General features: G+C 18.4%; 15 protein-coding genes. 12 read left to right on the plus strand and 3 right to left on the minus strand.

Annotated features, from left to right (window positions below; all coding sequences use genetic code 11):
• Positions 1-51: 51 nt before the first annotated feature.
• Positions 52-306, minus strand: coding sequence for a DNA-directed RNA polymerase subunit omega (gene rpoZ / locus GJT93_RS02150; RefSeq protein ID WP_168821960.1), 255 nt, complete (start codon positions 304-306; stop codon positions 52-54).
• Between the two features lie 119 nt (positions 307-425).
• On the opposite strand from rpoZ, the gene ppa reads away from it, so the two are divergent.
• The 5 genes from ppa (at position 426) to infA (ending at position 6,124) form a co-directional block, all read left to right on the plus strand.
• Entirely contained in the window at positions 426-965 is a 540-nt protein-coding gene (ppa, locus tag GJT93_RS02155; protein WP_168821961.1) for an inorganic diphosphatase, read from the plus strand.
• Positions 966-1,084: 119 nt separating this feature from the next.
• Entirely contained in the window at positions 1,085-2,332 is a 1,248-nt protein-coding gene (gene eno, locus GJT93_RS02160; protein ID WP_168821962.1) for a phosphopyruvate hydratase, read from the plus strand.
• 69 nt (positions 2,333-2,401) lie between these two features.
• Complete coding sequence (locus tag GJT93_RS02165; protein WP_168821963.1) at positions 2,402-4,147, plus strand: ATP-binding cassette domain-containing protein; 1,746 nt, start codon at positions 2,402-2,404, stop codon at positions 4,145-4,147.
• Position 4,148: 1 nt separating this feature from the next.
• A complete protein-coding gene (locus GJT93_RS02170) occupies positions 4,149-5,882 on the plus strand; it encodes an ATP-binding cassette domain-containing protein (protein WP_168821964.1) in 1,734 nt (577 codons plus the stop codon).
• Positions 5,883-5,905: 23 nt separating this feature from the next.
• Positions 5,906-6,124: a translation initiation factor IF-1 gene (gene infA, locus GJT93_RS02175; protein ID WP_168821965.1), complete on the plus strand. Its 219-nt coding sequence runs from the start codon at positions 5,906-5,908 to the stop codon at positions 6,122-6,124.
• A gap of 22 nt (positions 6,125-6,146) precedes the next feature.
• Here the strand turns inward: infA and trxB are convergent, their stop codons facing one another.
• On the minus strand, positions 6,147-7,115 hold the full coding sequence (trxB, locus tag GJT93_RS02180; protein ID WP_168821966.1) for a thioredoxin-disulfide reductase: 969 nt from the start codon (positions 7,113-7,115) through the stop codon (positions 6,147-6,149).
• Between the two features lie 141 nt (positions 7,116-7,256).
• On the opposite strand from trxB, the gene serS reads away from it, so the two are divergent.
• Positions 7,257-8,540: a serine--tRNA ligase gene (gene serS, locus GJT93_RS02185; RefSeq protein ID WP_168821967.1), complete on the plus strand. Its 1,284-nt coding sequence runs from the start codon at positions 7,257-7,259 to the stop codon at positions 8,538-8,540.
• Between the two features lie 21 nt (positions 8,541-8,561).
• On the opposite strand, the gene argR is transcribed toward serS, so the two are convergent.
• Positions 8,562-9,041, minus strand: coding sequence for a transcriptional regulator ArgR (gene argR, locus GJT93_RS02190; protein ID WP_425483317.1), 480 nt, complete (start codon positions 9,039-9,041; stop codon positions 8,562-8,564).
• A 249-nt stretch (positions 9,042-9,290) separates the two neighbouring features.
• Here argR and rplM point away from each other — a divergent pair, with 249 nt between their 5' ends.
• The 6 genes from rplM to cgtA all read left to right on the plus strand — a co-directional run bounded on the left by rplM (position 9,291) and on the right by cgtA (position 13,246).
• Positions 9,291-9,716 carry a 50S ribosomal protein L13 gene (gene rplM / locus GJT93_RS02195; RefSeq protein WP_168821968.1) on the plus strand — a complete coding sequence of 142 codons (426 nt, stop codon included), beginning with the start codon at positions 9,291-9,293 and terminating at the stop codon, positions 9,714-9,716.
• A 21-nt stretch (positions 9,717-9,737) separates the two neighbouring features.
• Positions 9,738-10,136 (plus strand): 30S ribosomal protein S9, encoded by a 399-nt coding sequence (gene rpsI, locus GJT93_RS02200; RefSeq protein ID WP_168821969.1) that lies wholly within the window; start codon positions 9,738-9,740, stop codon positions 10,134-10,136.
• Positions 10,137-10,195: 59 nt separating this feature from the next.
• Entirely contained in the window at positions 10,196-11,455 is a 1,260-nt protein-coding gene (gene murA, locus GJT93_RS02205; protein WP_168821970.1) for a UDP-N-acetylglucosamine 1-carboxyvinyltransferase, read from the plus strand.
• A gap of 81 nt (positions 11,456-11,536) precedes the next feature.
• Positions 11,537-11,854, plus strand: a complete 318-nt coding sequence (gene rplU, locus GJT93_RS02210; RefSeq protein WP_168821971.1) for a 50S ribosomal protein L21 — start codon at positions 11,537-11,539, stop codon at positions 11,852-11,854.
• A gap of 15 nt (positions 11,855-11,869) precedes the next feature.
• Positions 11,870-12,127 carry a 50S ribosomal protein L27 gene (gene rpmA / locus GJT93_RS02215; protein WP_168821972.1) on the plus strand — a complete coding sequence of 86 codons (258 nt, stop codon included), beginning with the start codon at positions 11,870-11,872 and terminating at the stop codon, positions 12,125-12,127.
• Positions 12,128-12,223: 96 nt separating this feature from the next.
• Positions 12,224-13,246: an Obg family GTPase CgtA gene (gene cgtA, locus GJT93_RS02220; RefSeq protein WP_168821973.1), complete on the plus strand. Its 1,023-nt coding sequence runs from the start codon at positions 12,224-12,226 to the stop codon at positions 13,244-13,246.
• Positions 13,247-13,338: the final 92 nt, after the last annotated feature.

A 13,338-nucleotide genomic window follows, 5' to 3' on the forward strand; every position in this document is an offset into this window, starting at 1 on the left:
AATTAAATGAATAATTAATCTTAGATAAGTAGTTTTTAAATCTATAGAAAATTAACCGCTATTTAAATCTATAGATTTAAAATTTTCTTCTATATTATTTCTATCGTACTTATTTATAATTTCTTTATTAATTAAACCTTGTTCAATTTCACGTAGAGCTAAAATAGTTGTCTTATTATTATTTTCTGATAATAATGGAATTTTACCTCTTATTTGTATTTGTCTTGCTCTTTTAGAAGCGAGAATAACTAAATCAAATCTATTACCTATTTTTTTAACAGCTTTTTCTACTGTAACTTTAGCCATAATATTTTTTCTTTTGTAAAAAATTTTTTATATTTAAATATTATTAATAATTTTCATTATATCATATATATATTTAAGATATATAAATTTTAACAATATAATTAAAGGATAAAAATAATATGAATTATAATAATATTCCTTCTGGAAAAAATATTCCTAATGATATTAATGTAATTATTGAAATTTCTTCTTATTCTCATCCAATAAAATATGAAGTTAATAAAAAATATGGAACATTATTTGTAGATCGTTTTATTAATACACCTATGTTTTATCCATGTAACTATGGATATATAAATAATACTTTATCATTAGATAATGATCCATTAGATGTTTTAGTTATAACTAATTATTCTATTTTACCAGGAACTGTTATACGATGTCGTCCTATAGGAATATTAAATATGATAGATGAATCAGGAAATGATAAAAAAATTATTGCTGTCCCACATGATATAATTTCAAAAGAATATTCATTAATTAAAAAAATTAAAGATTTACCTATTTTATTACAAAAACAGATTATATATTTTTTTAAACATTATAAAGATTTAGAAAAAAATAAATGGTGTAAAATAAATAATTGGGGAAATTTATTTCAAGCACAAGAAGAAATTTTATTTTCTATTAAAAGATTTAAAGAAAATAATATTAGATAATATCATTATTTATAAAATTTATATTTAAAAATAAAAAATATAAAATATTTATTAATTTTTTTATATATATAATATATATATTTAATTATATATATTTTAAAATATATAAAGGAAATAAAATGTCTAAAATAAAAAAAGTAATTGGAAGAGAAATTATTGATTCTAGGGGGAATCCTACAATTGAAGCAGAAGTTCATTTAAATAATGGTATTATTGGGATTGCTTCTGTTCCTTCTGGTGCTTCTACAGGGTCAAAAGAAGCTATAGAATTACGTGATAATGATAAGAAAAGATTTTTAGGAAAAGGAGTTTTAAAATCAGTAAAAATTATTAATACTATTTTAAATAAATATTTAATTAATCAAAATTCATCTAATCAATCATATATTGATGAAATTATGATTAATTTAGATAATACTGAAAATAAATCTAATTTAGGAGCTAATACGATTTTAGCTGTATCTCTAGCTAATGCTAGAGCATCTGCTTTATTTAATATAATACCATTATATCAGTATATAGGTAATCTTTATGGTATAAATAAAAATTTTTTTATGCCTATACCTATGATTAATATTATTAATGGTGGAAAACATGCTAACAATAATTTAGATATACAAGAATTTATGATACAGCCTATTAGTGCAAAAAGTATTAAAGAAGCAATACGTTACGGTTCAGAAATTTTTCATCATTTAGCATTTGTACTTCAACAAAATAATTTAATTACATCAGTTGGAGATGAAGGTGGGTATGCTCCTAATTTAAAAAATAATACAGAAGCATTTGATATAATCTCAAGAGCTGTTAATAATGCTGGTTATACAATTGGTAAAGATATTACCTTTGCTATTGATTGTGCCGCATCTGAATTATTTGATAATAATAAATATTTTTTAAAAAGTGAAAATATTCATCTTTCTTCCAAAGAATTTACACTTTTTTTACAAAATTTAATTCAAAAATATCCTATTACTTCGATAGAAGATAGTTTAGATGAAAATGATTGGAAGGGATATATATATCAAACAAAAATATTAGGCAAAAAAATACAATTAGTAGGAGATGATTTATTTGCCACAAATACTAAATTTTTAGAAAAAGGTATTAAAAATAAAGTTGCTAATGCTATTTTGATTAAGTTAAATCAAATTGGATCTCTTACAGAAACATTATCTACAATAAAATTAGCTAAAAAAGCAGGATATAAAATTATTATATCTCATAGATCTGGAGAAACAGAAGATACGTTTATTGCAGATTTAGCTGTTGGTATAAACGCAGATCAAATTAAAACTGGTTCTATGAGTCGTTCTGATAGAAATGCAAAATATAATCAATTAATTAGAATTGAAGAAAAATTATAAAATATATAACTATGTTGATATATTCAACATAGTATACTTTTTTTTATTTAATAAAATAATTTATTTAAAATGAATATATATAAAGAAAAAAAAATAATTTTTTGGTTAAAAAAAAACAGTTTTTTAGCAAAAGATATATTAATAATATCTTATTTTTTAAATTTTGTTAACATATGTGTATTAATAATTAAAAATTGGATGTTATCAAAACAAATAGAATTTTTATTTTTAAAAATAAATAAAAAATATAATTTTTTATATTATCAAATTATGTTTTTATGTTTATTAATAAACTTGATATTATCTATTTTTATAGATAAATATAATTTTTTATACAGTCAAAAAATAAAAGTTATTATTAAAAAAAAAATTTTACGTAAAGTAACATCTCAATATTTTCACTATTCTAAAAAATCTTCAATTGGAAATCATTTATCTTTAATTATAAATAATATAGAAAATTTACATGATTATTATAATAAATATATACCTCAATATTTTACAGTCAAAATATCATCATTAATTATTTTAATTAATATATTTTTCATTAGTTGGATATTTGGAATAATACTAATTATTGTTAGTTTTTTAATAATATTTTTTATTGTATTAATTGGAGAAAAAACTATAAATAAAAATAAAAAAAATTTTAAAATATTATCTATTTTAAGTGGTATATTTTTTGATAGATTAAAAGGTATAGAAACTATTAGAATATTTAATTTTCAAAAAATTGAAATAAGTAAAATGATATTATTTATTGAAAAACTTAGAAAAAAAAATCTTGAAATATTAAAAATTGTTTTTTTAACTTCTACTATTTTAGAATTTTTTTCTTCTCTTTCTTTAGCTTTTATTATTATGTATTTTAGTTTTTCATATTTACATATAATAAATTTTGGTTTTTATAATAAAAATATTAAAATAATACATAGTTTTTTTATACTTCTTATTACTTCTGAATATTTTCAAAATTTTAATAATTTAGGTTTATTATATCATATAAAATCTAAAGCTATTGGATCTGCAAATAATATTATTAAATTAATAGAAGATAAATCTATTATTTTAAATAAAAAAAAACAATTTTTTTTAAAAAAAATAAAAAAAATAAAAATTAAAGCTACTAATTTAATTGTTAAAGATAATCATGGAAATATATTAATAGGTCCTATATCTTTTAAAATATTTTCTGGTAATAATATAGTTATTACTGGTCCTAATGGATCCGGAAAAACAACATTATTTAATGTTTTTCTTGGAATTATTCCTTATGAAGGGTCTTTAAAAATAAATAATATTGAATTTAATAAAATTAATTTATGTAGTTGGTATAAATATTTATCATGTGTACAACAAAATTCACAATTATTTGATACAACAATTAAAAAAAATTTATGTTTTTCTAAAAAAATAGATAAAATTAAAATAAAAAATATTATTGAAAAAACTCATATAATACATTTTTTAAAAAAATTACCTAACAAACTTAATACTATTATTAATAAAGAAAATATTTGTTTATCAGTAGGACAAATTCAAAAAATTCTTATTGCTAGAGCATTAATAAAAAAACATATTTTATTATTATTAGATGAACCTATAGCTAATATAGATATTAATAGCCAATATGATATTATAAAAACAATAAAAACAAATTTATTACCTACTAATATTAGTATAACTATTACACATAATATCGATCAAATTAATTACTATAATAAAATATGGTATATGAAAAACGGAAAAATTAAAAAAATACTATTTCATAAAAATTTTTATAAAAAAAAAATTTTTTCTAAAAGAGTTTTTTAAAATGTTTTATTTATTTCTTTATTTTAGATATAATAACAAATTTTATAAAAAAATTATTTTAGGTTTATTATTATCTATAATTAATAATATAATTAGTTTGTTATTAACTTTAATTTCTGGATCTTTATTAACTTATACTTTTTTAAGTGGGATAAATAATACTTACTATAATTATATAGTACCTACTATTATGATAAGAATAATTACTATAATAAAAATTATTATTCAATATTTTGAAAAAATTATTCAACATAATAATACTTTATATTTTTTAAATAATTTAAGAATATTAATTTTTAATAAAATATTTCCTTTATATCCATCTAATTTAACTACAATATTTAATATTAAAATATTAAATATGTTAATTTCAGATATTGAAAATTTGGATTTTTTATATATAAAAGTATTTATACCTATAATAGTAATTAGTATAATAACTATTATTGTTTTAATTTATTTAATTATTACTAATTTTATATTTTTTATAATATTAAATATTACTATACTATTTTTAATAGTATTTTATTTTTTTTATTTTTATCAAAAGGGAAAAATTATAGGAAAAAAATATCTTCTATTAAAAGAAAAATATTATTTTTATTTAAATAATTTTATATTACAGCATACAGAATATAAGATATTTCAAGGAATAAAATTTATATCATATAAAATTAATAATCTAGAAAAAAAATTTAAAACAATCCAATTAAAAAAACATTATTATGATATTAAATCAAAATTATTAATGAATATTATCATTAGTATTAATATACTAATAATATTATTTCTTTTTTATAAAAATCAAAATATATTAAAATATCAAATTATATTTTTTATATTATTTTTTATTACATATTATAAAATACTATTTCCTTTACATAATATATTTCAAAATATGCACGAAATATTTTTATCAGCAAAAAAAATTTTTTATTTAATAGAAAAAAAACCTAAAATAATTTTTAAAAAAAAATATGTAAAAAAAAATCATTATTTTTATGTATTAAAAATACATAATTTATCATTTTATTTTAAAAGAAAAAATCCATATATTTTAAAAAATTTATTTTTAAATGTAAAAAAATATCAAAAAGTAGCTATTACTGGACATAATGGGAGTGGAAAATCAACATTATTTATGTTATTAACAAGAGCATGGAATCCTATAAAAGGTAAAATTTATCTAAATGAAGATAATTTAAAAAATTGGAGTTTAAATTTATTAAGAAATAATATAAGTGTAATGACTCAAAAAATATATCTTTTTAGTGATACATTAAGAAATAATATTTTATTAAATAATCAAAATAATAAAAATATTAATGATGTTTATTTAAAAAAAATTTTAAAATTAGTAGGACTTGAACAATTGTTAAATAACAAAGGTTTAAATACATGGATGGGGGATGGGGGAAGATTATTATCTGGAGGGGAACTAAAAAAATTAGGTATTGCAAGAATTATTATTCACAATGGTAATTTATTATTATTAGATGAACCTACAGAAGGATTAGATAAAAATTCATCTATTAAAATAATAAATTTAATTTTATCTATTTTTAAAAAAAAAACAATTATAATTATAACACATAATATTAATATTTTAAAAAAAGTTAATTATATCTATTTAATGGATAATGGTTCTATAATTGAAAAAGGGAAACATAATAATTTAATAAATAAAAACAAATATTACTGTAATTATATTAAAAATAATATTATTATAAAATAATTAATATTTATAAGGAATAATTAATGTCTAAAAAAGATAATATAGAAATGCAAGGTATAGTATTAAATACCCTACCTAATACAATTTTTCATGTTAAACTAGAAAATGGACATATTATAACTGCACATATTTCAGGAAAAATGAGAAAAAATTATATTCGTATTCTTACTGGAGATAAAGTTACAGTAGAATTGACTCCATATGATTTAGAAAAAGGTAGAATAATTTTTCGTAGTCGTTAAATTTAATAATTTATTAAATAAATTAATTATTAATTTTATTTAAAAATTTTTGTGCATCTAATGCAGCTATACATCCTGTAGCAGCTGAAGTAATTGCTTGTCTATAATTTTTATCCATAACATCACCAGCTGCAAAAATTCCAGGAATACTTGTTTGTGTAAAATTTATGTTATTTAAATTATAATTATTTGTAATAATATAACCATTTTTATCTAATTTTAATTTACCTTTAAAAAGTTTACTATTAGGAATAGTACCTATTAATATAAATACACCAAATGTAGATATATTAATAATTTTATTATTAATTAGAGAAATTATGTTAATACTATTTACTCCCTTTTCATTACCTAAAATTTCTTTTAATATAAAAGGTGTATGTAAAATTATTTTTTTTTGTTTTATTAAATTATTTAATTTATTAAGCAATATTTTGTCAGCATTAAAAAAAGTTTTTCTATGTATTAAATGAATTTTAGAAGTAATTTTAGATAAATATATTGCTTCTTCTATAGCTGTATTACCTCCACCAATAACTGTTACTATTTTATTATGAAAAAAAAAACCATCACAAACTGCACATGATGATACTCCTTTACCTAAAAACTTTTTTTCTGAATCTAAACCTAGATATTTTGGATTAGATCCAGTAGCAATAATAATACTATTACATATATATTGATTTAAATTACCTTCTAAAAGAAAAGGAGATTTTTTAAAATTAATAATTTTTATTATTGTATCGTTAATAATATTAGTATTAAATACTAATGTATGATTATATAAATTATCCATTAATTTTTGTCCCGATATTTTAGGATAATTTCCAGGCCAATTTTCTATATTAAATGTTTTTGTTAATTGACCTCCAATATTATTTCCTGTTACTAAAATAGGATTTAAATTTGCTCTTGATGCATATATAGCAGCAGTATAACCAGCAGGTCCAGAACCTATAATAAGTAAACTAGTTTTTTTAATATTTTTCATAATATTTTATTATTTGAAATATTTATAATTTTATACATAAAGTATATAACATTTAAATTCTTTTTAAAAAAATATTTATTAATAATATATATTTTATTTTGTATAATAAAATGATTATATTATATTTTATAGAGATAAAATATGTTAGACATAAAATTATTACGTAATAATATTAATTATGTATATAAAATATTAAAAACAAGAAATTTTCACTTAGATATTAATTTAATTAATAAATTAGAAAAAGAAAGAAAAATTTTTCATTCTAAAATAGAAAAATTACAAATAGAAAAAAATAAAATTTCTTATATTTTATCTAAAAAAGATAATAATATTAATAATTTAAAAAAAAAATCGATTATTATTAATTGTAATATATTAAAATATAAATCTATATTAAATAATATAATAGAAAATATAAAGAATATTTATAATTCTATTCCTAATTTACCCCATGAAGATGTTCCTATAGGAAAAAATAATTTAAATAACAAAGAAATTAAAAAATGGGGGGAAATAAATAATTTTAATTTTATAATTAAAGATCATTTAGAATTAGGTTTATTACATAATGGAATTGATATTGAATCTGGTGTTAATTTAAGTGGATCAAAATTTTTTGTATTAAAAGGTAAAATAGCATATTTATATAGAATACTTATTCAATTTATGTTAGATATTCATATAAATCAACACAATTATCAAGAAATATATGTCCCTTATATAGTTAAGGAAGAAGCTTTATATGGTACTGGTCAATTACCTAAATTTAGTAAAGATCTTTTTCATATAAAAAATTTTAAAAGTAATAATAAATATAAATATTTTTTAATTCCTACAGCAGAAGTACCATTAACTAATTTAGTATATAATAAAATTTTAAAGGAAGATCAATTACCTATTAAATATGTTTCACATAGTCCTTGTTTTAGATCTGAAGTTGGTTCATATGGTAAATATAATAAAGGATTAATAAGAACACATCAGTTTGATAAAGTAGAATTAGTTCAATTAGTTAAACCAGAATTTTCTCATAAAAATTTAGAAGAAATTACTGCAAATGCAGAAAAAATATTACAATTATTAAATTTACCATATAGAAAAATGTTATTATGTACAGGAGATATGAGTTTTTCTTCTAGTAAAACTTATGATTTAGAAGTATGGTTTCCTTCACAAAATCAATATTATGAAGTATCTTCATGTTCTAATATGGGGGATTTTCAATCAAGAAGAATTAAAGCTAGATATAAAAGAAAAAAAGATAATAAAATTAAATTTATACATACTTTAAATGGTTCTGGATTAGCTATTGGTAGAACATTAGCAGCAATTATAGAAAATTATCAGTTACAAAATGGAAATATTAAAATACCTAAAATATTACAACCATACATGAATGGTATAAAATACATTAAAATATAAAAAATTTAATAATTAGTAAAATTATATTTTTTGTTCAAATAAACTTTGAATAGAGCTATATAATTGAATAGTTTTAAAAAAACGAGTAGGTACTACAAAAATAGTATCATCTCCAGCAATAGTACCTAATATACCTTCTGATTTTCCTAAAGAATCTAATAGTCTTGCTATTAATTGTGCAGCTCCAGGACTTGTATGAATAATAATTAAAATGTCATTATAATCAATATCCAAAACTAAATTTTTTAATGGACTTGTTGTATTGGGAACTCCTAATTCTAAAGGGAAACAATATACCATTTCCATTTTTGTATTTCTAATTCTAACTGCACCAAATTTAGTTAACATTCTAGACACTTTAGACTGATTAATATTACTAAATCCTTCTTCTTGTAAAGCATGAACAATTTCAGTTTGAGTACTAAATTTTTCTTTTTTTATTAAATTTTTAAATATTTTAATTAAATTAGCTTTTTTTTTTTTTGTAGAAATTATACTCATAAAATTCACCAATAAAATAAAAAAATATTTTATTTAAAATAAATAAATTTATTATACAAAATATTATTCGTATTACATAAATTATATTATTTATCTATTATTTAGATAGAATAATTTAAAAATAAAAAGACTAATTGCATTTATTATTCAATTATATTATCATATTTTAATAAAAATATATATTTTTTTATTAAAAAATTTAAAATAAATAATTAAATAAAATTATTTATTTTTTTAGGTATATACAAAATGAATATTTTATTAAATAAAAAATTTAATCGTCAATGGTTTCTTATAAATGCAGAACAAAAAATTTTAGGAAGATTATCTAGTATGATTTCCCATTATTTAATGGGTAAACATAAAATTTTATATTCACCCTATATTGATATAGGTGACTATATTATAGTTATAAATGCTAATAAAATTAAAATTACTGGAAATAAATTAAAAAATAAATTTTATTATAGTCACAGTGAATATTCAGGAGGTTTAAAAAAAATATCATTAGAAAAATTAATAATTAAAAATCCCTGTAAAGTTATTCAACATTCTGTAAAAGGAATGTTGCCTAAAAATAAATTAGGAATGTTAATGTTAAATAGGTTAAAGATATATAAAGGTTTAATACATAAGCATATAGCACAAAAAAATAAAATTTTAAATATTCAATAATTATATTAAGGATATTAATGAATGAATAAGATAAATTATGATTATCAAGCTACAGGAAGAAGAAAAAGAGCTTCTTCTAGAATTTTTATGAAAAATGGTAATGGTAATATTATAATTAATAAAAAAAAAATAAATGTTTTTTTTAATAGAAATACACATCGTATTATGATATTAAAACCATTAAGATTAATAGAAATGCAGAATAAATTAGATTTTTATATTACTGTAAAGGGAGGAGGACTATCAGGACAAGCTGGAGCAATTAGGCATGGTATTACTAGAGCATTAATAAAATATGATCATTTTTTTAGAAAAATTTTAAAAAAAGCAGGTTTTATTACTAGGGATGATAGAAAAGTAGAACGTAAAAAATATGGTTTTAAAAAAGCAAGACGTAGTCCTCAATTTTCTAAACGTTAATATTTAAAATATTTTTATTTCAAAATTAAACTTTTTTTATTAAAACTTATAGAGTTTATATGGATAAATTTTTAATTAAAGGTCCAGTACAATTAAAAGGAGAAGTTTATATTTCTGGATCTAAAAATTCTGCCTTACCTATTTTATTTGCATCTTTATTAACAACTGAATTAATAGAAATTAAAAATATTCCTAAAATTAAAGATGTAGATATAACTATTAAATTACTTTTAAATTTAGGTGTAACAATAAAAAGAGGTAAATCTTTAATAATTAAAGCAAATAATTTAAATTCACATTGTATTCTTTCAAAAAAATTAATTAAATCAATTAGAGCTTCTATTTGGTTATTAAGTACTTTATTAGTACGTTTTAAAAAAATAAAAATGTACTTACCTGGAGGATGTTCTATAGGGAAACGACCAATTGATTTACATATTAAAAATTTAAAAAAATTAGGTGCAAAAATTAATATCAAAAATGATTTTATTATAGCATCTATAAATAATCAGTTTAAAGGAACACATATCTTTATAAAAAAAAGTAGTGTAGGAGCTACTATTAATAGTATTTTAGCTGCAGTTTATGCTAAAAATATAACTATTATTGAAAATGCTGCTAAAGAACCTGAAATACAAGATTTAATTAAATTTTTAAATATAATAGGTGCAAATATTAAAGTAGAGGGAACTAATAAAATTATTATTACAGGTATTAAAAAATTATCAGGAGGTGTTTATACTATAATGTCAGATAGAATTGAAACTGGAACTTTTTTAATAGCTGCAGCTATATCTAAAGGTAAAATTATATGTAAAAATACCAATCCTAAATATTTAAATACTTTATTAAAAAAATTAATGTATATGGGTGCAATAATTAAAATAGGTAAAAATTGGTGTAGTCTTGATATGACAAATAAAAGACCTAAAGCTGTTAATATAATAACAGGTCCATATCCTAATTTTCCTACAGATATTCAACCCCAATTTACTTTATTAAATTGTATAGCATTAGGTAAAAGTATAGTAACAGAAACCATATTTGAAAATCGTTTTATTTATATATATGAACTAATTAAGATGGGTGCTAATCTATTTATTAAAAATAATCAAGTATTTTGTAAAGGAGTTAATATACTTTATGGAACTAAAATTCAAGCTACTGATTTAAGAGCTGCGATAAGTTTAGTGTTAGCGGGATGTATAGCTAAAGGAATTACTATAATTAGTGATATTAATCATATCGATAGAGGATATGAAAACATAGAAAATAAATTAATTAATTTAGGTGCAAAAATTATAAGAATAAAAAATTAAAATTATTAATATAAAAATATAATAAATATTAAATTTATAATATGTTTATATTAATCAATTTTTTATAAGGATTATACGTTAATGTATGCTATTTTTGATAGTTGTGGAAAACAATATAAAGTTATACAGGGTCAAAATATAAAATTAGAAAAAATAACAGGAAAAATTGGAGATGAAATTGAATTTCATAATATTTTATTAATTTATAATGAAAATAAATTAAATATAGGAAATCCTTTAGTACAAGGAGGAAAAATTATTGGTAAAATAATTTCTCATGGTAAAAACAAAAAAATTAAAATAATTAAATTTCGTAGAAGAAAACATTATCGTAAAACACAAGGTCATCGTCAATTATTTACTAATGTTAAAATTATTAAAATTATATCTTTAATATAAAAGGAAAAAAATTATATGGCACATAAAAAAGCAGGAGGATCATCAAGAAATGGTAGGGATTCACATTCTAAAAGATTAGGAATAAAATGTTATGGAGGAGAAAAAGTTAAACCTGGTTATATATTAGTACGACAAAGAGGTACTAAATTTCATGCTGGGCAAAATGTAGGATGTGGTAGAGATCATACTTTATTTTCTAAAATAAATGGTATTGTGAAATTTAATCATAAAGGAAAAAGAAAAAAAATGTATATTAATATAGTTAATATTTAATAATCATAAAGAATAAATTTTTTTATTAAAATTATATTTTTTATAAAAAAATATTAAGTTTTTATATAAGTAAATATATTTTTAAACGGGGTCATAATGAAATTTTTTGATTATGCAATTATATATGTTCAAGCTGGTAAAGGAGGAGATGGATGTATTAGTTTTCATCGTGCAAGATTTATTCCTAAGGGAGGTCCTGATGGAGGTAATGGTGGTAATGGGGGGAGTATATATATTACAGCAGATCATAATATTAATGATTTAAGAAATTTTTATTATAAAAATAATTATATAGCAAAAAATGGTTTTCCTGGCAAAAATAAACAACGTACTGGTAAAAATGGTAAAGATTTAATTTTAAAAGTACCATTAGGAACAAAAATTATTGATTTTAAAACAAATGTAATTTTATCATGTTTAGATAAACATAATCAAAAATTTTTAATTGTAAAAGGAGGTAAAAATGGATTAGGTAATATTAATTTTAAATCTTCCATAAATAGAACTCCATATAAAAAAACTAAAGGTATTTTAGGTCAGAAAAAAAAAATTAAATTAGAATTAATTTTAAAAGTTAATATAGGTGTTTTAGGATTACCTAATACTGGTAAGTCAACATTAATTAATGTTCTTTCTTCTTCTAAAAATAAAATTAGTTATTATCCTTTTACAACTAAAAAACCTATTTTAAATATTATTCAAAATAAATTAAATAATTCTAATATTTCTATATTAGATGTACCTGGTATTTTTAAAGATTCCTTTTTGAATAAAGGATTAGGATTAAGTTTTATTAAACATTTTAAATATTGTAATTTAATTTTTTATATTATAGATATTTCATTAATTTATAAAAAAGATGATGTATTTAATATTATAGATACAATAAACAATGAAATTATTAAATATGATAAAACTTTATTGTTTAAAGAACAATGGATTATTCTAAATAAAATAGATTTATTAAAAGATTTAAAATCTTTAACATTCTATATTAAAAAGAAAATAATACAGTATAAATATATAACTAAATTTTATTTTGTATCATCTAAAAATAATATTAATATTAAAAAATTATATATGGATATTTTATATTATTTTTATAAATTAAAAAATTAAAAATATTATTTTTTAAAAATTTTATAAATTATTTAGATAGTTTTATTATTATTAAATAACTATATAAAATTAAATTTTATTTGGATTATAAA

It is taken from the genome of Enterobacteriaceae endosymbiont of Donacia provostii, assembly GCF_012570145.1.
Lineage (GTDB): Bacteria > Pseudomonadota > Gammaproteobacteria > Enterobacterales > Enterobacteriaceae.